The organism is Rhizobium mulingense (assembly GCF_029194105.1).
In the GTDB taxonomy this organism is placed as follows: Bacteria; Pseudomonadota; Alphaproteobacteria; order Rhizobiales; family Rhizobiaceae; genus Rhizobium; species Rhizobium mulingense.
Genome location: NZ_JARFVE010000002.1, coordinates 33,993 through 57,067 on the forward strand (window position 1 = coordinate 33,993; position 23,075 = coordinate 57,067).

The 23,075-nt window shown below is 63.0% G+C and carries 24 protein-coding genes; 11 read left to right on the forward strand and 13 right to left on the reverse strand.

The features are described from left to right. Positions 1-60: 60 nt before the first annotated feature. Positions 61-957, reverse strand: coding sequence for a LysR family transcriptional regulator (locus PYR71_RS00310; protein ID WP_275617814.1), 897 nt, complete (start codon positions 955-957; stop codon positions 61-63). A 117-nt stretch (positions 958-1,074) separates the two neighbouring features. Here PYR71_RS00310 and PYR71_RS00315 point away from each other — a divergent pair, with 117 nt between their 5' ends. Next, entirely contained in the window at positions 1,075-2,463 is a 1,389-nt protein-coding gene (locus tag PYR71_RS00315; protein WP_275617815.1) for an MFS transporter, read from the forward strand. Between the two features lie 152 nt (positions 2,464-2,615). Beyond that, positions 2,616-3,305, forward strand: coding sequence for an HAD family hydrolase (locus PYR71_RS00320; protein ID WP_183918784.1), 690 nt, complete (start codon positions 2,616-2,618; stop codon positions 3,303-3,305). Between the two features lie 651 nt (positions 3,306-3,956). On the opposite strand, the gene PYR71_RS00325 is transcribed toward PYR71_RS00320, so the two are convergent. Then, positions 3,957-4,601 (reverse strand): hypothetical protein, encoded by a 645-nt coding sequence (locus PYR71_RS00325; protein WP_183918783.1) that lies wholly within the window; start codon positions 4,599-4,601, stop codon positions 3,957-3,959. 266 nt (positions 4,602-4,867) lie between these two features. On the opposite strand from PYR71_RS00325, the gene thrC reads away from it, so the two are divergent. From thrC to PYR71_RS00355, 6 genes are all read left to right on the forward strand, one after another. Beyond that, positions 4,868-6,292 (forward strand): threonine synthase, encoded by a 1,425-nt coding sequence (gene thrC, locus PYR71_RS00330; RefSeq protein ID WP_275617816.1) that lies wholly within the window; start codon positions 4,868-4,870, stop codon positions 6,290-6,292. A 3-nt stretch (positions 6,293-6,295) separates the two neighbouring features. Further along, positions 6,296-7,594, forward strand: a complete 1,299-nt coding sequence (locus PYR71_RS00335) for a M16 family metallopeptidase (protein WP_275617817.1) — start codon at positions 6,296-6,298, stop codon at positions 7,592-7,594. 28 nt (positions 7,595-7,622) lie between these two features. Next, complete coding sequence (locus PYR71_RS00340) at positions 7,623-8,237, forward strand: GNAT family N-acetyltransferase (protein ID WP_183918780.1); 615 nt, start codon at positions 7,623-7,625, stop codon at positions 8,235-8,237. Further along, complete coding sequence (locus PYR71_RS00345; RefSeq protein WP_275617818.1) at positions 8,234-11,146, forward strand: sensor domain-containing phosphodiesterase; 2,913 nt, start codon at positions 8,234-8,236, stop codon at positions 11,144-11,146. Before PYR71_RS00340 ends, PYR71_RS00345 begins: the two co-directional genes overlap by 4 nt. Before the next feature lie 120 nt (positions 11,147-11,266). Beyond that, positions 11,267-11,686, forward strand: a complete 420-nt coding sequence (locus PYR71_RS00350) for a hypothetical protein (protein WP_275617819.1) — start codon at positions 11,267-11,269, stop codon at positions 11,684-11,686. A gap of 96 nt (positions 11,687-11,782) precedes the next feature. Then, positions 11,783-12,091: a Dabb family protein gene (locus tag PYR71_RS00355; protein ID WP_275617820.1), complete on the forward strand. Its 309-nt coding sequence runs from the start codon at positions 11,783-11,785 to the stop codon at positions 12,089-12,091. A 68-nt stretch (positions 12,092-12,159) separates the two neighbouring features. On the opposite strand, the gene PYR71_RS00360 is transcribed toward PYR71_RS00355, so the two are convergent. The 7 genes from PYR71_RS00360 to PYR71_RS00390 all read right to left on the reverse strand — a co-directional run bounded on the left by PYR71_RS00360 (position 12,160) and on the right by PYR71_RS00390 (position 17,762). Continuing rightward, positions 12,160-12,426, reverse strand: a complete 267-nt coding sequence (locus PYR71_RS00360) for a hypothetical protein (RefSeq protein WP_275617821.1) — start codon at positions 12,424-12,426, stop codon at positions 12,160-12,162. Between the two features lie 374 nt (positions 12,427-12,800). After that, positions 12,801-13,703 (reverse strand): metal ABC transporter solute-binding protein, Zn/Mn family, encoded by a 903-nt coding sequence (locus PYR71_RS00365; RefSeq protein WP_275617822.1) that lies wholly within the window; start codon positions 13,701-13,703, stop codon positions 12,801-12,803. 16 nt (positions 13,704-13,719) lie between these two features. Next, entirely contained in the window at positions 13,720-14,592 is an 873-nt protein-coding gene (locus PYR71_RS00370; RefSeq protein ID WP_275617823.1) for a metal ABC transporter permease, read from the reverse strand. After that, the gene (locus tag PYR71_RS00375) at positions 14,589-15,338 is read right to left on the reverse strand and encodes a metal ABC transporter ATP-binding protein (protein WP_275617824.1); all 750 of its coding nucleotides are present in this window, start codon (positions 15,336-15,338) and stop codon (positions 14,589-14,591) included. Before PYR71_RS00375 ends, PYR71_RS00370 begins: the two co-directional genes overlap by 4 nt. After that, positions 15,335-15,463 (reverse strand): hypothetical protein, encoded by a 129-nt coding sequence (locus PYR71_RS00380; RefSeq protein ID WP_275617825.1) that lies wholly within the window; start codon positions 15,461-15,463, stop codon positions 15,335-15,337. The genes PYR71_RS00375 and PYR71_RS00380 overlap by 4 nt, the downstream gene beginning before the upstream one ends. 882 nt (positions 15,464-16,345) lie before the next feature. Beyond that, positions 16,346-16,831, reverse strand: coding sequence for a peroxiredoxin (locus PYR71_RS00385; protein ID WP_096772253.1), 486 nt, complete (start codon positions 16,829-16,831; stop codon positions 16,346-16,348). A gap of 82 nt (positions 16,832-16,913) precedes the next feature. Then, the gene (locus tag PYR71_RS00390; protein ID WP_275617826.1) at positions 16,914-17,762 is read right to left on the reverse strand and encodes a protein-disulfide reductase DsbD domain-containing protein; all 849 of its coding nucleotides are present in this window, start codon (positions 17,760-17,762) and stop codon (positions 16,914-16,916) included. A 140-nt stretch (positions 17,763-17,902) separates the two neighbouring features. On the opposite strand from PYR71_RS00390, the gene PYR71_RS00395 reads away from it, so the two are divergent. The 3 genes from PYR71_RS00395 to PYR71_RS00405 all read left to right on the forward strand — a co-directional run bounded on the left by PYR71_RS00395 (position 17,903) and on the right by PYR71_RS00405 (position 19,968). Next, entirely contained in the window at positions 17,903-18,508 is a 606-nt protein-coding gene (locus PYR71_RS00395; RefSeq protein ID WP_183918771.1) for a YqgE/AlgH family protein, read from the forward strand. Positions 18,509-18,613: 105 nt separating this feature from the next. Further along, positions 18,614-18,805: a CsbD family protein gene (locus PYR71_RS00400; protein ID WP_183918770.1), complete on the forward strand. Its 192-nt coding sequence runs from the start codon at positions 18,614-18,616 to the stop codon at positions 18,803-18,805. Positions 18,806-18,894: 89 nt separating this feature from the next. Beyond that, positions 18,895-19,968: a zinc-binding metallopeptidase family protein gene (locus PYR71_RS00405; protein ID WP_275617827.1), complete on the forward strand. Its 1,074-nt coding sequence runs from the start codon at positions 18,895-18,897 to the stop codon at positions 19,966-19,968. A gap of 304 nt (positions 19,969-20,272) precedes the next feature. Here PYR71_RS00405 and PYR71_RS00410 read toward each other — a convergent pair whose 3' ends face one another. The 4 genes from PYR71_RS00410 to ispH form a co-directional block, all read right to left on the reverse strand. Further along, complete coding sequence (locus PYR71_RS00410) at positions 20,273-20,476, reverse strand: hypothetical protein (protein WP_275617828.1); 204 nt, start codon at positions 20,474-20,476, stop codon at positions 20,273-20,275. A gap of 96 nt (positions 20,477-20,572) precedes the next feature. Beyond that, positions 20,573-21,028 carry a ribonuclease HI gene (gene rnhA / locus PYR71_RS00415; RefSeq protein ID WP_183918767.1) on the reverse strand — a complete coding sequence of 152 codons (456 nt, stop codon included), beginning with the start codon at positions 21,026-21,028 and terminating at the stop codon, positions 20,573-20,575. Next, on the reverse strand, positions 21,025-21,990 hold the full coding sequence (locus PYR71_RS00420; protein WP_275617829.1) for a homoserine kinase: 966 nt from the start codon (positions 21,988-21,990) through the stop codon (positions 21,025-21,027). The genes rnhA and PYR71_RS00420 overlap by 4 nt, the downstream gene beginning before the upstream one ends. A 53-nt stretch (positions 21,991-22,043) precedes the next feature. Next, on the reverse strand, positions 22,044-23,045 hold the full coding sequence (gene ispH, locus PYR71_RS00425; protein ID WP_275617830.1) for a 4-hydroxy-3-methylbut-2-enyl diphosphate reductase: 1,002 nt from the start codon (positions 23,043-23,045) through the stop codon (positions 22,044-22,046). Between the last annotated feature and the right edge of the window lie 30 nt (positions 23,046-23,075).

Here is a 23,075-nt window from a genome sequence, read left to right on the forward strand (position 1 = left end):
ACGATCGCTCGCATATTCCGGTGAAACGTGACGAAGCGTTTGCTGTGGCTGGCCGCTTCCTCAGTTCATGGCGTGGAAAGTCTCGAAAATCAGCGCTCGGAGCCAGCGATGCGCGGGATCTGCGTCCATGCGGGGATGCCAGGCCTGGACGATTTTAAAACCCGGCACGGCGACTGGCAGGTCAAAGGTCCTGATCTCGCTGATCGGGGAAGACTTGCAATAGGACTTCGGGATCGAGCCGATCAGATCGGAAGCCGCCGCAACTGCAATAACCGCTGGAAAGCTAGGCACGATCAGCCTGACATCACGATAAAGATCCAACTCGGCGAGCGCCCTGTCGACGGGACCGGCATAGTCGGCTTGCGGCGAGAAGACCACATGGCCACAGGCGGCATAGCCCGCAGCCGTTAGCCCTGCATCGAAGATCGGGTGCCCTGCCCTTGCGACACCGACGAACCCGTCCTCGAAAAGACTCTGGCAACGCAGTTCCCCGCCGTCGCGCGGCAGGACACCGATATCCAAATCGATTGCCGCGTCCCGCAAAGCCTGAACGTCCTTGTCCGACCGCGGCGCAAAGCGAAGCCTTATCCCCGGCGCGGCGTTGGTCACGGCAGCACTCAGACCGGCGGCATAGAGAAGCACGAAGGCCTCATTGGCACGGATGGTGAAGTGGCGCCGCACCTCGCGGATCTCCACGGTCGACGGCGGACTGAGCACGGTCTTCACCGCGTCTTTCAACGCATGCACCTCTTCAGCAATCGCCAGGGCATGCGGCGTAGCAACCATGCCGCGCCCGGCCGGCACGAGGATCGGATCACCGAGCGCCGTTCTCAAGCGCGACAGTGTCCGGCTCATGGCTGACGTGCTGAGGCGAAGCCGGCGAGCGGCGGCCGATACGCTCTGCTCGCGCAGCAATGCGTCCAGCGCCACCAGGAGATTGAAATCGAGATCAGACATGGCGAAGTCATACTCTGGCATGGCGTGACACGCAACAGTCAGTTGATCTTGTTGCGTCTGGCGCGGTGGATCGGCAAGGCCTACTGTCGAACCTCCCACTCGCACCGAGGAGTTCTCATGTCCCTCACCTACACCGCACCGATCTCTCAAGATGGCCTGGCGTCGCCCCGACGGTACCTGGCTGTTGCCCTCCTGCTTCTGGCAATTGTTGTCGTCGTTCTGGATGGGGCGATCGCCAACGTCGCCTTGCCTTCGATCGCGCTTTCGCTGCAAGCGCAAGCGGATAGCACCGTATGGGTCGTGTCGGCCTATCAGCTGGCCGTGCTCGTCGCCATTCTTCCCTGCGGGGCGCTCGGCGAAATCTACGGCGCGCGGCGAGTCTTCCTGATCGGCGTCGCGCTGTTTACCGCGGCATCCGCAGCCTGCGCCTTGGCGGGCGATCTGCCCGTGCTGATCCTTGCTCGCTTCGCGCAGGGCCTCGGCGCGGGCGCGATCATGGCGCTCGCGATGATGAACCTGCGCCAGGCCCTGCCGCAGCACATGCTGGGTCCGATCATCGGCATCAATGCCATGATCATCGCAATTTCTTCGGCGGCGGGTCCGGGCATCGCCGGCGCCATCCTTTCCGTTGCGAGCTGGCCCTGGCTGTTTGCAGTCAACATACCGCTTGGCCTCGTCGTTCTCTTCGGCGGCGGCCTGCTGGGACATGTCGAAGGCGCGAGGCGGAAGCTGAATGCGAAGGTGTTGCTGGCCAATACCGCGATGTTCATCCTGTTCTTCTCAGGCGCCGATCGGATTGCGACCGCGCCGATCAGCGGTGCCGCCCTCATCGTGGCGTCGCTCGCCTGCCTTTTCGGCCTGCTGCGCCTCGAACGAAACAGTGACGTCCCGCTCATTCCGACAGATCTCCTGGCCGCACCGGCATTCCGCGTGTCGGTCATTGCCTCGGTCTTCTGCTTCTGCGGCCAGATGCTGGGCACCATCGCGCTCCCTTTCTACCTGCAGCACAGGCTGCACATGACGCCGGTTCTGGCCGGTCTCTACATGATGGCCTGGCCGGCCGCGACTGCTGTCATTGCGCCGGTCTCCGGACGCCTGGCAAACCGCGTCAAGACGGCGTGGCTTTGTTCCATCGGCGGGGGGCTGATGGCGCTTGGTCTTCTGGTGGCCGGCCTGACGCCGCCCGATCCGCGCGGCATCGCCTTTCTCGTCGGCGCGGTGATCGCCGGCCTCGGTTTCGGACTGTTCCAAACGCCGAACAACCGCATTCTCCTTCTTTCGGCACCGAAAGCCAGAAGCGGTGCGGCGGGCGCCATGCAAGGTACCGCCCGGCTTCTTGGCCAAACCCTGGGTGGGATCTCCATGTCGATCATTTTCGCAACATTGCCGTTGGCGACGGCACTCAACTTTGCGGTCGCAATATCAGGCGGCTGCGCTGCCATGGCCAGTATGGTCAGTCTGAGCCGGGCGCGCTACGAAGTGGTGGGGAAATCCGGAGCGACCTGAACCAGCTTTTGGCCGTCCGGGTTGAAGCGGGCTTCACCGAGCCCGTCGCCTGCCGCATCGCAGCCATGCTTGGGATCAGGTTGAGCTTTGGCCGGCCATCGTGTAAAGCCGCAGCATCCCCGGACAAGACCAGATTTCAGCAAGGCGTGAACATGGATGGCTTCGACCTCATCATATTCGATTGCGACGGCGTGCTCGTCGATTCCGAAATCATCGCCGCGGAAGTCGAATCCGCGCTTTTGACGGAAGCCGGATATCCGATCGGCGTCGAGGAAATGGGCGAGCGTTTCGCCGGCATGACCTGGCACAACATCCTGCTGCAGGTCGAGCGCGAGGCCAGCATCCCGCTTTCGGCCTCGCTGCTTGATAAGTCGGAGCAAGTGCTCGACGTCAGGCTGGCGAACGACGTCAAGGCCATACCGGGCGTCGAATTCGCCGTCTCCCGGCTGCCGATGAAGCGCTGCATCTGCTCGAATTCGAGCACGAAGCGGCTCGACATGATGCTCGGCAAAGTGGGTCTGAAGCCGCTGTTTGCACCCAACATCTTCTCCGCCAAGGATCTCGGTCCCGACCGCGTCAAGCCGAAGCCCGACATCTTCCTGCATGGCGCAAGCCGGATGGGCGTCTCGCCCGACAGGACTGTCGTCGTCGAGGACTCCGTGCACGGCGTGCATGCGGCGCGCGCCGCCGGCATGCGCGTCATCGGCTTTACCGGCGCCTCCCACAGCTACCCCGCCCATGCCGACAAGCTGACGGATGCCGGCGCCGAAACGGTGATCTCCCGCATGAACGATCTGCCGGGCGTCGTCGCCGCATTGGCTGCCTGGGAAGGCGTGCTTTAAGGCAATCTCTGCCCACTTCGCTATTTGCCGCCCACGCTCCCCCGCCCTCCGTCGTCCTCGGGCTTGACCCGAGGACCCATGCGGGCGGGCACTTCGTTCCTATCGAACTGGCAAGCGACCACCGGCCGAACAAATTGAATCGGAGTGCTTGCGGGTGGATACTCTGGTCAAGCCGGAGTATGACGGAGGGTGGGGAGAGTGACCGGCAAGAGGCGGAACCTCCGGAGGAATTCCGGTAATGCGCGAGTGGTTTTGCCCTAAATAGGCGGCAACTTATTAACCGCTGACTACTTCGCTGTTTGCCACCCACGCTCCCCCGCCCTCCGTCGTCCTCGGGCTTGACCCGAGGACCCATGCGGGCCGGCACCTCGTCCCTATCGAACTGACAAGCGACCGTCGGCCGAAACAAATTCAGTGGAGTGCTTGCGGCGTGGATACTCGGGGCAAGCCCGAGTATGACGGAGAGTGGGGAGAGCGGCCGACAAGAGGCGAGACGTCTGCAGAAATTTCATGCGCGGGCGGTTTTGCGCGGTAATCGGGCGAACAGCGGTCGCCAAGTCACACAAACCGCGGCACCTGCCGCATCCGCTCCCCACACTCCGTCGTCCTCGGGCTTGACCCGAGGACCCATGCGGGCCAGCACTTCTTTCCTCAGCTGCTCTTCTTGCTCTTGGCCGGCTGGGTGTCGAAACCGATATTGACGCGCACCAGCGCGCCGGCGCCGACCGGCATCTTGATGCCTTCCTTGCGGAAGATGACCTGCGTGCCCGGTGCGCCCGCCGGGATTTCGGTGGGGAACTTGGTGACCTCGGAATAGAGCACGTTCTCGCCATCGAGGATGGTGACGCGGACCGGCAGCGTCACCGGGCCGGGATTGCCGGCCGGGCCGGTGATCAGCCGCAGCTGGGCAACCACGGTCATCGTCAGGGCCGTGTCGTTCAGGGTGCACTGGCGGGTGTAATCGCCGAAGGAGGCCTGGAAGACGATCTGCTGCGGGTCGTCCTTCTTGCCCTTGGCATAGGTGCGGAAGATCGCATCCTGGTCACGCAGGAATATCTGCGGGCAGGCGCCCTGGACGACCGGGGCGACCGTGCCCTGCGCCGTCTTGGCCGTGCCGATCGAAGGATTGTTGGATGACGGGTTGGCCGGCGCCAGCGGCATGATCTGGGCGTTGCCGTTCGGCTGGGTTGGCGCCGCCTCCGGCTTGCTGTCGCCGCCGAGCCCAAGCGAGTTGCAGCCGGCAAGCAGGGCAACGAAAGACGTGGAGATGATAAGACGCGAGACCTTGCCGAGCACTTTGTTCCACCCTTTGCACAAGCGTTTCTTGGAGGCCTCATGTCTTTTGCGTGAGGCCTTTCACGACGGTTTGCGATGGTCTATATCAGCGGCGCAAACAAAAATCGATTGGGTACGCACCGTTTTGATGCACTTTTCGCCGCCGGATGCGGGCAACTTCAACAAGATAACGGCGAGTGTATGGCCTGGAGGCAGCCCCTCGCCGGTTTCCGGCAGTGCGGGCCACGGCCCGGCCCGACTGGATTTCTTTCAGCGATAGATCAAGGATGACCAACGTGGACTATATCTCGACCCGCGGCGAGGCCCCTGCCCTCGGCTTTTGCGACGCCCTTTTGACGGGACTGGCGCGCGATGGCGGGCTCTATGTTCCCCGTGAATGGCCGCAGTTCTCCAAGAAGGAGATCCGTGCGCTGAGAGGCAAGACCTATCAGGAGATCGCCTTCACCATCCTGTCGCCATTCACCAATGGCGAGATCCCCGAGGCGACCTTCGGGGCGATGATCGACGAGGCCTACGGCACCTTCCGCCATCCGGCGATCGCGCCGCTCGTCCAGACCGGCCCGAACAGCTTCGTCATGGAGCTCTTCCACGGCACGACGCTTGCCTTCAAGGACGTGGCGATGCAACTGCTCGCCCGGCTGATGGATTATGCGCTGGAAAAACGCGGCGAGCGGGCGACGATCGTCGGCGCCACCTCGGGCGACACCGGCGGGGCGGCGATCGACGCCTTTGCCGGGCGCGAGCGCACCGATATCTTCATTCTGTTCCCGCACGGCAAGGTCTCGCCGGTGCAGCAGCGGCAGATGACCACCTCGACGTCGTCAAATGTGCATGCGCTCGCCGTCGAAGGCAATTTCGACGACTGCCAGAACCTGGTGAAGGCGATGTTCAACGACGCGGCCTTCCGCGACAAGGTTCGGCTTTCCGGCGTCAACTCGATCAACTGGGCGCGCATCATGGCCCAGATCGTCTATTATTTCACGACGGCGATGGCGCTCGGCGGACCGGACCGGAAGATCTCGTTCACGGTGCCGACCGGCAATTTCGGCGATATTTTCGCCGGCTACTGCGCCAAGCGCATGGGCCTGCCGATCGACCGGCTCGTCATCGCCACCAATGAGAACGACATTCTGACACGCACGCTGAAGACCGGACGCTACGACATGAAGGCGGTCAAGGCGACGAGCTCGCCGTCGATGGACATCCAGATCTCCTCGAATTTTGAGCGGCTGCTGTTCGAAGCCTATGGGCGCGACGCCTCGAAGGTGCGCGCGGCGATGGAAAGCCTGAAACAATCGGGCGGATTCGAGATCGGCGGGCAAGCGCTGAAAACAATCCGCCGCGACTTCCGCGCCGGCCGCGCCAGCGAGAGCCAGGTGGCCGAGACGATCCGCAAGACCCATGCCGAAACCGGCTATCTCCTCGATCCACATTCGGCGATCGGCGTCTTCGTCGCCGCCAAGAAGGAGAAGCCGAATACGCCGATGGTGACGCTTTCGACCGCACATCCGGCGAAATTTCCGGCGGCCGTAAAATCGGCCTGCGGTATTGACCCGGCGCTTCCGACGTGGCTTGCTGATCTGATGCACAGGGAGGAGCGTTTCCAGATCATCGAACCGGAGCTGAAGGCCGTACAAACCTTTATCGGCAAACACGCCCGTGGCAAGACGACGGCAGGCGCAGAAAGATAGCCAATGACAGTTGAGTGCACCCGGCTCAAATCCGGGCTGACAGTAGTCACAGAAACCATGCCGCACCTTGAAAGCGTCGCGCTCGGCGTGTGGATCAAATCAGGATCGCGTAACGAGACGGCAGACGAGCACGGCATCGCCCACCTGCTCGAACACATGGCCTTCAAGGGCACGGCGCGCCGCTCGGCCCGCGAGATCGCCGAGGAAATCGAGGATGTGGGCGGCGAGGTCAACGCCGCCACCTCGACCGAAACGACCTCCTATTATGCCCGCGTGCTGAAAGACCACGTGCCGCTCGCCGTCGACATTCTCGCCGATATCCTAACGGAATCGGCCTTCGAGGAGGAGGAGCTGGAGCGCGAGAAGCAGGTGATCCTGCAGGAGATCAACGCCGCCAACGACACGCCCGACGACGTGGTGTTCGACAAGTTCTCGGAGGCCGCCTATCGCGACCAGACCCTCGGCAGGGCCATCCTCGGCACACCGCAGACCGTCGTTTCCTTCACGCCGCAGCAGATCCGCACTTATCTCGGCCGCAACTATACGACTGACCGCATGTTCGTCGTGGCGACCGGCGCCGTCGATCATGAAGAATTTCTGCGCATGGTCGAGGACCGTTTCGCCAGCCTGCCGACCGCGCCATCCGCCCCGCCGGTCATGGAAGCGGCGCGTTATGTCGGCGGCAGCGTGCGCGAACCGCGCGATCTGATGGATGCGCAGATCCTGCTCGGCTTCGAGGGCAAGCCCTACCATGCCCGTGATTTCTACTGCTCGCAGATTCTGGCCAATATCCTCGGCGGCGGCATGTCCTCGCGGCTGTTCCAGGAAGTGCGCGAATTCCGCGGCCTCTGTTATTCCGTCTATGCCTTCCACTGGGGTTTTTCCGACACCGGCATCTTCGGCATCCATGCCGCGACCGGCGGCGAAAACCTGCCGGAGCTGGTGCCAGTGATCATCGACGAACTGCACAAGTCCGCCAATGAAATCCACCAGAAGGAAATCGAGCGCGCCCGCGCCCAGATCCGCGCCCAGCTGCTAATGGGCCAGGAGAGCCCGGCCGCCCGCGCGGGCCAGATCGCAAGGCAGATGATGCTTTACGGCCGGCCGATCTCCAATCCGGAGATGATGGAACGGCTGGAAGGCATCACCATCGAGCGGCTGACCGATCTCGCCGGCCGGCTGTTCTACGACACGGTGCCGACGCTTTCTGCGATCGGGCCGCTCGAACAGCTCGCACCGATGGAAGACATCACCGCCTCGCTTTCGGTCTCCGCGCCGAAAACGATGCAGGCGGGCCGCTGAGCCGACATCCGTCTGCCGGGAGTGATCGATGCCAAAATCCGTGTTTCGGTTCCTGTCGCGGCAGCCGGATGCGGTCGAGCTGGAAAACGACAAGTACCTCTTGCGCCTGCCGCGCTACCAGGATTTCAACCAGTGGCACCGGCTGCGGGCCGAAAGCCGCAAGTTCCTCGAACCCTGGGAGCCGACCTGGCGGCGCGACGAGCTGACGGAGGGCGCCTACCGCGCCCGCGTCATCCGCGGCAAGCAGGAATATGCTTCCGGCCAAGCGGTCCCGCTGTTCATTTTCCTCAAGGAAAACCGCGCCCTCGTCGGCGGCATCACCATCGGCTATATCAGGCGCGGTGCGGCACAAAGCTGCATGATCGGCTACTGGATGGGCGAACGCTACGCCGGCCAGGGGCATATGTATGCCGCGCTTCAGCTGGTTATTCCTTACATCTTCTCCGGGCTTGAGTTGCACCGTATTGAAGCAGCCTGTATTCCAGATAACGCGCGCAGCATGCGTCTGCTTGAAAAGGCCGGGTTTCAGCGTGAAGGCTATCTGCGCGGATATTTGAAGATCAACGGTCAGTGGCACGACCACGTGATGTTCTCACGGCTCGCCACCGATACGGAAAAAGGCAGGAAAACCGACAGCCGATGACAAGAAACCGCATGCTGCCCAAGTCACCGTCCGGAAGAGTGATCGCGGTGATCGCAGCCCTTTTCCTGGCGGCCTTCGCCCTTGCGGCGGGTGTCGCCCATGCGGCCGAACCGGTAAAGATTTCCCGTGACGATACCGCGCTCGATCTTACGGCGACGACCGAGATCTACGCCAACCAGGGCGAGGCCTTCCAGGTGTCGACGGCCGCCGGTGCCGACGGCATCCGTCGGCGCATCGAGGTCCGGGCGAGCTCGGAGAATCACCAGGGCGACTGGGCGGTATTCGCGCTTGCCAACGTCTCGGAGGAACAGCTGGAGCGGGTCATCGTCGCGCCGCATTTCCGACTGGTCAATTCCAAGCTCTTCTGGCCGGATCTCGGCTCGCAGCGCATCATGGCGATCACGCCAAGCGAAGGCTTTGCGCTCGACCGGCAGCCGAGCGACGAGGCCGATGTCTTCCGCATCACGCTGAACCCCGGCGCCGTCATCACCTTCGTCGCCGAACTGTCGACGCCGGAGCTGCCGCAGATCTATCTCTGGGAGCCGAACGCCTACAAGGATACGATCAACGCCTTCACGCTCTATCGCGGCATCGTGCTCGGCATTGCCGGCCTGCTCGCCGTGTTTCTCACCATCCTTTTCGTCGTCAAGGGCACGTCGATGCTGCCGGCGACGGCGGCGCTTGCCTGGGCGGTGCTCGGTTATATCTGCGTCGACTTCGGCTTTCTCGGCAAGCTGATCAGCGTCGCGTCATCCGATCAGCGAATATGGCGCGCCTGTGCGGAAGTCGCGCTCGCCTCGAGTTTCGTCATCTTCCTCTTCACCTATTTGAACCTCAATCGCTGGCACGCGCATCTCGGTTACGCCACCCTTGCCTGGGTGCTCGGCCTTGCCCTGCTCTTCGGCGTGGCGATCTACGATCCGTCGATTGCCGCCGGCATCGCCAGGCTGTCCTTCGCGCTGACGGCGGCAACCGGCCTGCTTTTGATCATCTATCTCGGCTTCAACCGCTACGACCGCGCCATCCTCCTGGTGCCGGCCTGGGCGCTGACGCTCGTCTGGCTGTTCGGGGCGTGGCTGACCGTCACCGGCCGGCTCGACAACGACATCATCCAGCCGGCGCTCGGCGGCGGCCTGGTCCTGATCGTGCTCTTGATCGGCTTCACCGTCATGCAGCACGCCTTTGCCGGCGGCGCCTTCCAGCAGGGGCTGTTTTCCGATCTCGAACGGCAATCGCTGGCGCTGACCGGCTCGGGCGACATGGTGTGGGACTGGGATGTGGCGCGCGACCGCGTCGTCACCATTCCAGACGTCTCGGTCAAGCTCGGCCTTTCCCCCGGCACCATGCACGGGGCGGCGCGCAACTGGCTGCCGCGGCTGCATCCTGATGATCGCGACCGCTTCCGCGCCACGCTCGACGTGCTGCTCGAACACCGGCGCGGGCGGCTGAACCATGAATTCCGCATCCGCGCCGAGGACGGTCACTTCCACTGGCTGTTGATCCGCGCCCGGCCGGTACTCGGCTCCAATGGCGAGATCATCCGCTGCGTCGGCACGATCGTCGACGTCACCGAGCAGAAGAATTCCGTCGAGCGGCTGCTGCAGGATGCGCTGCACGACAATCTGACCGGCCTGCCGAACCGGCAGGTCTTCCTCGACCGGCTGCAGGCGGTGCTGGCGCTGGCGCCGGGGGGCGACACGCTCAGGCCCACCGTGATGGTGATTGATATCGACCGCTACAAGCTGGTCAATGATGCGCTCGGCGTTGCGGCCGGCGACAACATCCTCATCGCTTTGACCCGGCGGCTGCGCCGCCTGATGAAGCCGCAGGATACGCTGGCGCGGCTTGCCGGCGACCAGTTCGGCCTCATCCTGGTGTCCGAGCACAATCCGGCCAAGGTCGCCGATTTCGCCGATGCGATCAGCAAGGCGATCATGGTGCCGATCAACTTCTCCAACCGCGAGATCATTCTGACGGCGTCGATCGGGCTCGCCTCCTGGGTGGACCGGCAGGAAAGCGCCAGCGGCCTGCTCAGCGACGCCGAGCTCGCCATGTACCGGGCGAAACGGGCCGGCGGCAACCGCGTCGAGCCGTTCCAGCCGGCCTTCCGCGATTTCGGCACTGACCGGCTGCAGCTCGAAACGGATCTGCGCCGCGCCATCGAACGCAAGGAATTGTCGATGGTCTATCAGCCGATCGCCCGGCTGGAGGATGTGGAGATCGCCGGCTTCGAGGCGCTGATGCGCTGGGAACATCCCAAACGCGGCAATATCCCGCCCTCCGAATTCATCCCGATCGCCGAGGCCTCCGATCTCATCGGCCCGCTCGGCATGTTCGCGCTGGAACAGGCGACCAACGATCTGATGAGCTGGCAGAGCCAGACCGGCGAATTGCCGATCTTCATGTCGATCAACCTGTCGAGCGTGCAGCTGCTCAACAACGAACTCTATGACGATGTGCGTTCGGTTCTCGCCAAGACCCATTGCGCGCCTTCGCGGCTCAAGCTGGAACTGACGGAATCCATGGTGATGGAGAACCCGGAACAGGCCCGCCTGGTGCTGCAAAAGCTGAAGGAAGCCGGCATTGGGCTAGCGCTCGACGATTTCGGCACCGGCTATTCCTCGCTAGCCTATCTCACCCGCTTCCCCTTCGACACGATCAAGCTCGACAAGGCGCTGGTGCGCGACGGCAGCGACAAGAAGGCGACCGTGCTCCGCTCGGTCATCGCGATGGCGCGCGAGCTGGAGATGAAGGTGGTGGCCGAAGGGATCGAATCCAACGAGGATGCGATCGAGCTCGCCAAGATGGGCTGCAGCTACGGACAGAGCTATCTGTTCGGGCCGCCGATCCCGTCGGAATCGGTGCTGCGGCTGCTTCGCGACCGGTTTCCGCTGACGAAAAGGGCATGAACGCAGGCGAAACCGGCTTAACCGGTTTTCCCGCCTGCGCGGCGCGTCTGTCACCCATGAATGGTGATTGACCAACGACCGGCGATGTGCGCCTCTTTCCTATCGCACAAGGACAATTCGATGCTCAAGTTTCTGCTCGCCCTTTCGGTCAGCGCCCTGTTCGTCTCGCCGGTTGAGGCGACCGACCTCTATCCCGCCACCAAGGCCTGCGTGCCGGGCAAGCCCCATTGCGAGCGATGGACGGCGGAGTTCAAGAGATCGCTGGCGCTGGCGCAGAAGGGCGATCACGTCGCCCAGCAGACCGTGGCCTTCTGCCTGTCCTCCGGCTGCCATGGCGCCGTCGCCATCGACAGGGTCGCCGCCTGCAGCTGGCACCTCATCATCCTCAATTCTGGTGCTGCGACGGTGCTCGACCGTTCCAATCTCAGAAACACCTGCCGGCCGATGACGCCGGCGCAGAAGGATCAAGCCCGCGCTTTGTCCGGCGAGCTCATCCGCAAGCTTTACAATCGCGCACTTGTTGAAAGCGACCAGATGTAACCTCTCCGGCCGGCAGCGTCCGGGCGACGATAAATCTGATTGCCCTCCCGGCTTTCGCCGCTATTCTGCCGGCAAAGACAATCGGGAGGACCACTGATGATCTTGCACTGCGTGTTCCTGCGGCTGAAGACCGCGCTGACGACCGACGACAAGCAGGCGCTGTTTGCCGCGATTGCCGCCCTTAAACAGGTCATTCCCGGCATCGTGGATATCAAATACGGGCCCAATGTTTCGCCCGAGGGGCTGCATGGCGGCTTCGTCGACGGCTTTGCCGTCACCTTCGAAAGCGCCGAAGCGCGGGACGCCTATCTCATCCATCCAGACCATGTGGCCGTCGGCGAGCGCATCGTCTCCTCGACGGACGGAGGCCTCGCCGGCATCCTGGTCTTCGATCTCAATATTTGAGGCGACCTGCCCCACAGGCACAAGACGCTTTCAACTCTTGTGTTCGGCCTGCCCATTCGTTTAAGCGCTTACCGTGTTTCGCCAAGCAAGACGTAGGTTCTTCCGCGAATCTCGATCTTGAGAAAAGCGGCAGATTGGCCGCTTGCGCAGTCATGGGGAGCAAAACCTTTAGGCAACATCTCCGCTACCGGCGACGACACTTTATGCTTGGCCAAGACATCGAGCTTTCGAGAACGATCAAACGCTGCAATCTCGATTGCCTGCCTTCCGACCAGCACGAGAGCAAAATGTCCTTCGTCGGGCGCGTAATCATTGGCGGCGAGATATTGGTTCACCCGCGCCGCCAACGCATCCTCGGAGTACAGTCGCGCCTGGTAAGGCTCGAGGAGACAGATCGCTTGAGCCTCGAAGGACGACAGATTTGAAAACTTCGTGCTTGCCGATCGGCATATTTCTGAGAGCGTCTCCGTCCAAGGAACCTGCGTTCGCCACCTGCCCGCAAGCTATCGATGCGATCGCCGCAAAAAATCCAACGAATGGGATGAGGCGCATTCTCGGTCCTGTCTCCTTGCCGGGCATCAGATACAACCCAGGACTGCCTCAGCCGTCAATACGGGGATGCAATAAGCCCTCCTATTTTACATAATCAATCCCATCAAAACTGAGAGATGTTTTGATGGGACCTTTTAGACCGCTTGGGGCCCAACCCTCAGCTCGATTTCGCCATGGCGGCGGCGAGCTGGTCGACATTGTAGCGGAACATTTTCTCGTAGGTCGGCGCCGGTCCCTTGGCGTCGGACAGCGATTCGACATAGAGCTCGCCGCCGGGTTCCGCACCCGTTGCCTTGGCGACCTGCTTGACCAGGCGCGGGTCGTTGGAATTTTCGAAGAAATAGGCCTTCACGCGCTCGCTCCTGATCTGTTCGATCAGCTTGGCGACTTCGGCGGCCGAGGCTTCGCTCTCGGTGGAGAGGCCGAGCGGTGCCAGAAAACTCACCTTGTATTCGCGGCCGAAATAGCCGAAGGCGTCATGGCTGGTCAGCACCTTGCGGCGGTCCTCGGCGATCGCGTCGAATTTCGAATGGGCGTAAGCGTTCAACTCATCCAGCTTCTGCGTATAGTTTTCGGCATTGGCCTTGAAGGCGGCGGCGTCGGCGGGATCGGCGGATGACAGCGCCTTTTCGATATTGGCGACCCAGACCTTGACGTTGACGGGGCTGTTCCAGACATGTGGATCGGTGATGGTTTTGCCCTCCTCTTCCATGGTACGGGTGGCGATGCCCTCGGAAACCGTCACCGGCTTGCCCTTGTAGCCCGAGGCGGTAATCAGCCGGTCCATCCAGCCTTCCAGACCTTCGCCGCTGACGAAGGTAAGTTCGGCCGCCTTCAAGTTCTTCGCGTCGGCTGGCGACGGCTCGAATTCATGGGGATCGCCATTCGGTCCGACCAGGCTCGTCACCTTTACATGGTCGCCGCCGACCTGCTTGACGACATCGGCAAGTACGGTGAAGGACGCCACAACCTTCAGCGTTTCGGCCGAAGCGGATGCGGTTGAGAACACCACCAGCGCGGAAAGTGCGACGGCTGAGAGAAGCAGTCTGCGCGATATCATCGAAGTCTCCTTGAAGTCAGCCCTTCAGATGCGGGCGGGGAAAGAAGCGCCGGGCGATGCCGGAGGGCGCGAAGAGGATCGAGAAGGCGTAAAACAGCGCCGCCGTCATGATGATCGTCGGGCCGGAGGCGAGCTCGAGATGGTACGAGGCGATCAGGCCGAGATAACCGGAGGCGGCCGCACTGGCGGTCGCAATCAGCATCATAACAGGCAGGCTGCGCGACCAGAGCTGGGCGACGGCGGCCGGCAGCATCATCAAGCCGACCGCCATCAGCGTGCCGAGCGCCTGGAAGCTGGCGACGAGGTTCAGCACCACGAGCAGCAGGAAGACGACGTGATAGACCGGCCCGCGCCCGCCGACGGCTCTCAAGAAACCCGGATCGAAACATTCGGCCACCAGCGGCCGGTAGATGGCGGCAAGGATAACGAGGGTCAGCGAGGTGATCGCGCCGATCTGATAAAGTGCCGGCGCATCGATCGCCAGGATGGTGCCGAACAGCACGTGCAGCAGATCGATGTTCGAGCCGCGCAGCGAGACGATCAGCACTCCAAGCGCCAGCGATGCGAGATAGAAGCTGGCAAAGCTCGCATCCTCGCGCAGCACGGTCATGCGGCTGACGGCGCCGGACAGCAGCGCCACCGACAGGCCGGCGACAAGGCCGCCGAGGCCCATCGCCGTCAACGACAGCGAGCCGGCGACGAGATAGCCGATCGCCGCCCCCGGCAGCACGGCATGGCTCATCGCGTCACCCATCAGGCTCATGCGCCGCAGCATCAGGAAGACGCCGATCGGCCCGGAGCCGAGCCCGAGGCAGAGGCAGGCGACAAGGGCGCGGCGCATGAAGCCGAAATCGGCGAAGGGCGCGAGGAAGAGATCGTAAGCCGTCATGCCGCCGGCGCCTCCGCCGGGCTGCAGGCCTCGCCATCCTCATCCCAGCGCTCGGCCATGGCGCGGGCCTTCATCAGATTGGGGGACGACATGACGTCACCGGTCGGCCCCCAGCCCACAAGCTCGCGGGCGAGCAGCAGGGTCTGGGGGAAATGCGTCCGGACGAGCTCGAAATCATGCAGCACGGCGATGACGGTGCGGCCCTCGCCATGCCAGCGGGAAACGATATCGAGCAGATCCCTGGTCGTGCGGGCATCGATTGCCGTAAACGGCTCATCGAGCAGCATGACGCCGGCATCCTGCAGGAGCAGGCGGGCAAAGAGCACGCGCTGGAACTGGCCGGCCGAGAGCGAGCCGACATGGCGTCTGCCGAAACCGTCGAGGCCGACGGCGGCAAGCGCCTCGCCCGCCCTTTTGACATCGGCGGGTGCCACGCGGCCGAAGGCGCCCCTGCTCTTCCAGGCGCCGAGCATGACGGTGTCGATGACCGAGATCGGGAAACGCCGATCGATCTCGGCCGCCTGCGGGAGATAGCCGAATTCCGCCCGCCCCAGCCGATGCTCGACCCTGCCCTCGGCCGGACGCAGCTCGCCCATGATCGCCTTCAGCAGCGTCGACTTGCCCGCCCCATTCGGCCCGGCAATCGCCGTCAGGCTGCCCGGCGCAAAAGCGCCCGAAACATGATGGACGGCGGGGTGTCTGTCATAGGCGACGGTAAGGTCATCGAGACGGATCAACGGCGTCATGGCAGCAGAACCGCCCAGTGAATGGCCAGCCAGAGCGCGGCAATGATCAGCGAGATGCCGATCACCCGGGATAAGGCCGATTGTCCCAGCAGGCTGATGGAGGGGCGATCGGGGTTCGGGTGCATGGCTCATCCTGACAATGTAATAACATTACCGTTATGTTATAACGATTGCGGCGAGATTGAGGCGGGAGGTCGGCTATCTTGTCACAGGGTGGTCGGTGGATTCCAGGCTCAAGGCCTGGAATGACGGAGTTTTGGGAGGGGCATTGGCAGGAAGCGGAACGAGACTGTTATTGCATCACGTGCGCTGGATTTGCCACAAGCTCACCCCACCCTCCGTTGTCCTCGGGCTTGACCCGAGGACCCAGGCCGGCCTCTGCCGGCACCAGGCGTGGATCCCAGGCGCAAGGCCACAGCTGTCCGGTTCACGCGAATGATTGCCCCTCACCCTAACCCTCTCCCCGTTCTGACGGGGAGAGGGGACGTGCCCTGGAAGGCTTGAGAGAGACGGAGAGGTCGCGACTTGTAGCCTTCTCCCCCGCGAGCGGGGAGAAGGTGGCGGCAGCCGGATGAGGGGCCGCCCTCACAGATCTCCTAGGCGGTGATGTCGTGTAGGTATTGAGCGGGTGATTGGCGGGAGGCGCAATGATGCTGCTATTGCGTCACCATCGCCGGATTTGCCACAGAGCTCGCCCCACCCTCCGTCGTCCTCGGGCTTGACCCGAGGACCCATGCCGGCCTCGTCGACTGCGGCCATGGATTCCAGGCTCAAGGCCTGGAATGACGACGTTGAGGAGGGCCAGCGGAACGAGGCGCAACGCCGCTGCTATTGCTTCGCCATCGTTAGATTTGCCATGGAACTTCACCCCACCCTCTGTCGTCCTCGGGCTTGACCCGAGGACCCAGGCCAGTCTCGTCCAGCACGGCCATGGATTGGGCTGGGATGGCGAAGGTTGGGGGCTTGTTGCTGCCAGACCAGCCGGCGCTGCCGTCCTATCTGAAAACTCAGAGCAGTTCCAGCATCGCGGCCGCACCCGAGACCGTGGCCTGGCCGGGGCTTTCCTCGACATTGAGCGCCTTCACGACGCCATCTTCCACCAGCATCGAATAGCGCTTGGAGCGCAGGCCGAGGCCGCCGGCGGAGAGGTCGGCCTCGAGGCCAACGGCCTTGGTGAAGCCGGCGTCCCAATCGGCGAGGAAGTGGATCTTGCCGAGGCCGCCGGAGGATTGCGCCCAGGCGCCCATGACATGCCAATCGTTGACGGCGAGAACAGCGATATCGTCGACGCCTTTGGCGAGGATGGTGTCGCGGTTTTCGAGGTAACCCGGCAGGTGGTTCAGCGAGCAGGTGGGCGTGAAGGCGCCCGGCACGGCAAACAGCACGACGCGCTTGCCGGCGAAGAGCTGATCGGTGGTGATTTCGACCGGGCCGTCGGCGGTCTTTTCCTTGAAAGTGGCGGCCGGAAGCTTGTCGCCAATCGCGATGGTCATGGGTTTTCTCCTCGGGGTTCGGGCTTCTTGGGGTTCGGGCTGGCGGGGGAGCCGCCGGGGATGGGGCGACTATAAGTGACGGTCAGTCAAAGGCAAGCGTGGTCTCCATCGCCTTGTCGCCATCGATGACAAGCACTCTCCAGCGCTTGCCGGATAGGTCATAATCCTTCGGCAGCCTGCCGATTGCAATGTCGGTCTTGAAGGCTGCGCCGTCGCGTTTGCCGCCGACCTGCTTGGTGAAAGCATAGCCGCTCGGGCCGGTGACGATGATATCGGGCGCGCTGGCGCTTCCGCCGCCCGGCAAGTTAAGCGTTAGCGACAGCGTCTTCCTGTCGGAAGACATAGCATGCGCCGCGACCTTGAAATCGGCCGAAGGCGGCTTCGGCAAGGCCGCATCGGCGGCCGCAAGGATCGCTTCTTCCTCCGGATGCGACTGCTTGGCCGGGCCGAGCTTCACCGCCAAATTCGCCTGGAAGGGAATGCAGATATCCCTACAGATGCCGATGAAGGCGGTGGCGTCGATCGCGACCGGCCCGTCGCCGGCCGCCGTCAGCGACAATGGCAGCGTCACCGGCGCATCATAGGCAATATCCTCGATACCGCCTTTGAGAAAATGCTTGGGAATGGGATAGCCGATGGCATCGAGCGCCACGCCGCTTTTCGGCGCAATGGTGACTTGAGGCGGGATGCCGCTGTTGCCGGGCTCGCGCCAATAGGTGATCCAGCCGGGTTTCGGCTCGATCTGCAGGCCGGCGCGGATTTTGCCGCCGGCATCGGGCGCCAGCGCCACGAGGCGCATGCGGCCGCCCTCGGTCTCGGCCCAGGCGCTCATTTCCGCCTGCGCGCGACCTGAACAAAACGGGGCGAAGGCTGCGGCCAGCGAAATGGCCGCCGTGAAAAGCCGGCGCGGTGCCAAAGAAATAATCATCATGGAACAAAGGTTTACCCAAAGTGCCGTTTGGCCGCCAGAAGCGGCGGCCACATAATCTTCATTTTCAGTTGATTGATTGCTGACATTGGCCCATCCTTCTCTTGTCGGGGCCTTGGTGCGGTCTGGCAGCAGGAGGAACGATGTCCTTATCGACGCTGAAGAACAGACGGGAACGTGGCTTCTTCGATGGCCAGTTCCTCATCGCCATGCCCGGCATGGAAGACCGCAACTTTGCGCGCACCGTGATTTACATCTGCGCGCATTCGGATGCCGGCGCCATGGGCTTCGTCATCAATCGGCCGCAGAGCTTGACCTTCACCGATGTGCTCTTGCATCTCGACATGATCAAGCAGGAAGAGCCGATTGTGCTGCCGCAGCGCGCCCGCGACTTCCCGATCCAGACCGGCGGCCCGGTAGAAAGCGGCCGCGGCTTCGTGCTGCACTCGGACGATTATACCAGCGACTCCTCGATCCCGGTCAGCGACGACATCTGCCTGACGGCGACGCTCGACATCGTGCGCGCCATCTCCAAGGGCGCCGGGCCGAAGCGCGCGACGATGCTGCTCGGTTATTCCTCCTGGGGAGCCGGCCAGCTCGAAACCGAGGTCGCCAACAATGGCTGGCTCACCTGCCCGGCCAATGAGGAGCTGATCTTCGACCGCAGCCTCGAGGACAAATACGAGCGGGCGCTCGCCGGCATGGGCGTGACAGCCGCCATGCTTTCGGCCGAAGCCGGACACGCCTGAAATCTCCCGGAGGCGGGCTTGACCCGCGCTGGAACGAATAGCCGCAAGTGACGTTTCCTTTCGGCGCGGACGAGAGATCCGACGCCAACCAAGGAGACATCACCTATGGGTAGCACCAGCGACAAGATTTCAGGCAAGGCCAACGAAATTGCCGGCAAGACGAAGCAAGCTGCCGGCAAGGCCACCGGCGATCGCGACATGCAGGCCAAGGGCGCCGTCCAGGAAGCCAAAGGCAAGGGACAGGTCGCAACCGGCAAGGTCAAGGACAAGCTCAAGGGCGCCGTCGACCGGCTCTGAACCACAAGCGCATCCTTGATGAACCATGCCTGCTGCGCTTCGCGCGGCGGGCATTTTTAATCCGCCTCCGTTTTGCTGAGATCAATACGATGAAGCTTTTTGCCTGTGACAATTGCGATCAGGTCGTCCATTTCGACAACCGCCACTGCGTGCGCTGCAATCATCGCCTCGGCTTCCTGCCCGGCGATCTCGCCATGCATGCGCTGGAGCCGCGCGACGAGACGGCTTGGCAGCTCGTTGCCCATCCCGACCGGCAGGTGCGCTTCTGCGCCAATGCCGGCCTCGACATCTGCAACTGGCTGGTGGAGGGCGACAGCGACAGCGAGTTCTGCGCCGCCTGCCGCCACAACCGGCTGGTGCCCAACACCGATACTGGGGATGGCATCGGCCGCTGGCGGCGCATCGGCCAGGCGCAGCGCCATCTCTTCTATTCGCTGTTGCGCTGGAAGCTGCCGCATCCCGATCGGGGCGAGGATCCGCAAGGCGGGCTGGTCTTCGATTTCCTCGAGGATTCGTTGCAGAATGACGGCCATGTCGTGCCTGCTATGACCGGCCACGAGGAAGGCCTGATCACCATCCGCGCCGCCGAGGCCGACGATGCGACGCGCGAACAGGCGCGCAACTCGATGAACGAGCCCTATCGCACCCTGCTTGGCCATTTCCGCCACGAGGCCGGCCATTTCATCTGGAACAAGCTGGTGCGCGACCGCGGCGGCCTTTCGGATTTTCGCGCCGTCTTCGGCGACGAACGGCAGGATTATGCTGCCGCACTGCAAAAACATTATGCCGGCGGCGCGCCTCTGGGATGGCAGGACAATTTCATCAGCGCATATGCCGCCTCCCACCCCTGGGAGGATTTCGCCGAATGCTTCGCTCATTACCTCCATATCGTCGACACACTGGAGACGGCGCGCGCCTTCGGCATCGCCATCGACCCGCGCGGCCACGAGGAAATATCAGGCGAGGTCGATTTCATCCCCTACAGGGCGGCAAGCGCCGAACAGCTGGTCCGCGCCTGGGTGCCGCTCAGCCTGGCGATCAACGCCATCCAGCGCAGCATGGGCCAGCCCGACTCCTATCCCTTCGTACTGTCCTCGCCTGTCGTGGCCAAGCTCGAATATCTGCATCGGCTGATCCAGGGAGCGGCGGTGGCGCGGCAATAGGTGGGTGAGAATACCGAAGGTCGCCGCCGGCTCCCTCTTCTCCCAGCGGGGGTCCGAAGGGTCGGATGAGGGGGCGGCACGGCGCGCCATTCATTGCCCTTCGCTTGCGCTCAGCGCATTCGCGGCTCAGCCGATCACCCCCTCATCTGCCTGCCGGCATCTTCTCCCCGCTGGGGAGAAGGGGAATCGTGGCAACGCCACATCATCTTTCACCCAAGTTGGAGGGAGCAAGAGGAGACGCAATCCGCCTATTATCAGCCTTCCGCATCGCGGCCGCAGGATGAACGCGTAAACCGGCCCTCCTTCAACCGCGCCAGGGATCCGCGCCGTTCTCTTCGAGCCAATATTTGATCATCATCAGCGCTGCCCCTTTGCTGAGCAACACATCGCGCTCGTCCGCCAAATCCCGTTCGAAACGCTGACTGAGCTTTTCATAGGCATCGAAAAGAGCGCTGGCCTCTTCGTGACGACGATACACGTCCTCCATACGATCGATCGTTGAGCTCAATTCGACTGTCGTTGGAATAGATGACACTCTTGCCTCCCGAACGAAAACGGTCTCGGCCTGCAATATACGGTCTTTGGTGGGGCAGCCGTCACACCCTTAAAACGAAACCGCCTTGCCCTTCTTGAACGGCTCCATGCCCCGGCGCGCCAGTTCATCCGCGCGTTCGTTTTCCGGGTGGCCGGCGTGGCCCTTGATCCAGTGCAGCGTCACCTTGTGGCGGTTGCGGGCTTCCTCGAGCGCCTGCCAGAGTTCGGCGTTCTTGACCGGCTTCTTGTCCGATGTCTTCCAGCCGTTTTTCTTCCAGCCGAAAATCCACTTGGAGATGCCGTCCTTGACGTAGGCGCTGTCGGTATAGAGGTCGACCTCGCATGGCGTCTTCAGCGCCTGCAGGGCGGAGATCGCCGCGAGCAGTTCCATGCGGTTGTTGGTGGTATCCGCCTCGCCGCCGCAAAGCTCCTTTTCGACGTCGCCATAACGCAGCACGGCGCCCCAGCCGCCGGGGCCGGGATTGCCGGAGCATGCGCCGTCGGTGAAGATATCGACGTGTTTCATAGGCTGAGCCCGTATTCTGCCGGCGAGACGACTTGGCGGTGGAAGCGCAGCTTGCGCAGATATTCGAGCGGGTCCTTCTTGGTGACCATGGCGCCCTCGGGCGTCGTCAGCCAGTCATAAAGCCGGGTCAGGAAGAAGCGCAGCGCCGAACCGCGCGACAGCACCGGCAGAGCGGCGATCTCTTCGCTGCTCAAGGGCCGCACGCTCTGGTAACCCTCAAGCATCGCCGTGCCCTTGGTGATGTTGTAGGCGCCGTCCTTTTCGAAGCACCAGGCATTCAGGCAGATCGAAACGTCATAGGCGAGCAGGTCGTTGCAGGCGAAATAGAAGTCGATCAGGCCGGAGAGCTGATCACCGAGGAAGAAGACGTTGTCGGGGAAAAGATCGGCATGGATGACGCCGGCCGGCAGACCCTTCGGCCAGGCGGCAGCGAGGAAATCGAGTTCGCTGCGGATCTCATCCTGCAGGCCGGGCTCGACCTCGTCGGCGCGCGCCTCGGATTTTTCCCAGAGTGTTCGCCAGCCGTCGAGCGAAAGCGCGTTCGGGCGCTTCAGCTCGAAACCGGCACCCGCTACATGCATTTGGGCGAGCGCCCGGCCGACCTCGCGGCAGTGTTTTGCCTCCGGCTTTCGCAGCCACATGCCTTCGAGGAAGGAAATCAGCGCCGCCGGACGGCCGGAGAGCGAGCCGAGCAGCGCGCCGTCGCGGCGCGGCAGCGGCAGCGGGCAGGAGAGGCCGCGGGCTGCGAGATGTTGCATCAGGCCGAGGAAGAACGGCAAGTCGCTCTTTTCCACGCGCTTCTCATAGAGTGTCAGGATCAGCGGCTCCTTGGAGGTGTGCAGCAGGAAATTGGAATTCTCCACGCCTTCGGCGATGCCCTTGTAAGAGAGCAGGCTTCCCGCGTCATATTCGGTCAGGAACCACTTCAGATCGTCTTCGGCGATATCGGTATAGACTGCCAAGTGAAGTCTCGTCTTTGCTTATGGATGATGGATGGCGCGGCCGCTATGATGGCCTAGCCGTTGACGAAGGCCATGTCGGCCGCCGTCAGCTCGATGCTGCGCAATTCGCGGTTGACCAGGAAATTCTCGGTTTCCTGCACCGTTTCGGCCAGTTCGACGCGGGCGTCGAAGCGGGCGCGGAACGCCTCGATGATCTCGTTGACGATCACCTCGGGGGCCGAAGCGCCGGCGGAAAGGCCGAGCGTCGAGATCGCGCCGATCTCGTCCCAGTCGAGTTCGGCGGCGCGCTGCACGAGAATCGATTTCTTCGCCCCTGCCCGCAGCGCCACTTCAACGAGGCGCTTGGAATTGGAGGAGTTCGGCGCCCCGACGATGATGAAGAGATCGCAGCCAGGCGCCGCCTGCTTCACCACTTCCTGGCGGTTGGTCGTCGCATAACAGATCGAATCGGCTGCCGGCGCGTTCAGGTTGGGAAAACGCTCCTGCAGGCGGGCGATGACGCCGGCGGTGTCGTCGACCGATAGCGTCGTCTGGGTGACATAGCCGAGATTGTCCGGATCGGCGGGTGCGTAGGCGTCGGCATCCTCGATGGTCTCGATCAGCGAAACCGACCCCTCCGGCAGCTGTCCCATCGTGCCGATCACCTCAGGATGGCCGGCATGGCCGATCAGCACGACGTGGCGGCCGAGGCGGTTGTGGCGCATCGCCTGCTTGTGGACCTTGGAAACCAGCGGACAGGTGGCGTCGAGATAGAAGAGATTGCGGCTTACCGCATCCTCCGGCACGGATTTCGGCACGCCATGGGCAGAGAAGACCACCGGCTGGGCGCGATGCTCGGCCGGGATCTCGTCCAGCTCCTCGACGAAAACGGCGCCCTTCGCCTCCAACCCCTCGACGACATAACGATTGTGGACGATCTCGTGACGCACATAGACCGGCGCGCCATAGGATTTCAGCGCCAGCACGACGATCTGGATGGCGCGGTCGACGCCGGCGCAGAAGCCGCGCGGCCCGCAGAGCCTGATCGTCAAGGGAGGTTTCGCCGCAATATTCATGTCTGTTCCGGATTGAGAGGGTTAGGGACC

Coding starts and splice junctions, on each gene's coding strand:
- PYR71_RS00310 (WP_275617814.1), bottom strand. CDS start 957: ATGTCTGATCTCGATTTCAATCTCCTGGTGGCGCTGGACGCATTGCTG.
- PYR71_RS00315 (WP_275617815.1), top strand. CDS start 1,075: ATGTCCCTCACCTACACCGCACCGATCTCTCAAGATGGCCTGGCGTCG.
- PYR71_RS00320 (WP_183918784.1), top strand. CDS start 2,616: ATGGATGGCTTCGACCTCATCATATTCGATTGCGACGGCGTGCTCGTC.
- thrC (WP_275617816.1), top strand. CDS start 4,868: ATGACCAACGTGGACTATATCTCGACCCGCGGCGAGGCCCCTGCCCTC.
- PYR71_RS00335 (WP_275617817.1), top strand. CDS start 6,296: ATGACAGTTGAGTGCACCCGGCTCAAATCCGGGCTGACAGTAGTCACA.
- PYR71_RS00340 (WP_183918780.1), top strand. CDS start 7,623: ATGCCAAAATCCGTGTTTCGGTTCCTGTCGCGGCAGCCGGATGCGGTC.
- PYR71_RS00345 (WP_275617818.1), top strand. CDS start 8,234: ATGACAAGAAACCGCATGCTGCCCAAGTCACCGTCCGGAAGAGTGATC.
- PYR71_RS00350 (WP_275617819.1), top strand. CDS start 11,267: ATGCTCAAGTTTCTGCTCGCCCTTTCGGTCAGCGCCCTGTTCGTCTCG.
- PYR71_RS00355 (WP_275617820.1), top strand. CDS start 11,783: ATGATCTTGCACTGCGTGTTCCTGCGGCTGAAGACCGCGCTGACGACC.
- PYR71_RS00365 (WP_275617822.1), bottom strand. CDS start 13,703: ATGATATCGCGCAGACTGCTTCTCTCAGCCGTCGCACTTTCCGCGCTG.
- PYR71_RS00370 (WP_275617823.1), bottom strand. CDS start 14,592: ATGACGGCTTACGATCTCTTCCTCGCGCCCTTCGCCGATTTCGGCTTC.
- PYR71_RS00375 (WP_275617824.1), bottom strand. CDS start 15,338: ATGACGCCGTTGATCCGTCTCGATGACCTTACCGTCGCCTATGACAGA.
- PYR71_RS00380 (WP_275617825.1), bottom strand. CDS start 15,463: ATGCACCCGAACCCCGATCGCCCCTCCATCAGCCTGCTGGGACAATCG.
- PYR71_RS00385 (WP_096772253.1), bottom strand. CDS start 16,831: ATGACCATCGCGATTGGCGACAAGCTTCCGGCCGCCACTTTCAAGGAA.
- PYR71_RS00390 (WP_275617826.1), bottom strand. CDS start 17,762: ATGATGATTATTTCTTTGGCACCGCGCCGGCTTTTCACGGCGGCCATT.
- PYR71_RS00395 (WP_183918771.1), top strand. CDS start 17,903: ATGTCCTTATCGACGCTGAAGAACAGACGGGAACGTGGCTTCTTCGAT.
- PYR71_RS00400 (WP_183918770.1), top strand. CDS start 18,614: ATGGGTAGCACCAGCGACAAGATTTCAGGCAAGGCCAACGAAATTGCC.
- PYR71_RS00405 (WP_275617827.1), top strand. CDS start 18,895: ATGAAGCTTTTTGCCTGTGACAATTGCGATCAGGTCGTCCATTTCGAC.
- rnhA (WP_183918767.1), bottom strand. CDS start 21,028: ATGAAACACGTCGATATCTTCACCGACGGCGCATGCTCCGGCAATCCC.
- ispH (WP_275617830.1), bottom strand. CDS start 23,045: ATGAATATTGCGGCGAAACCTCCCTTGACGATCAGGCTCTGCGGGCCG.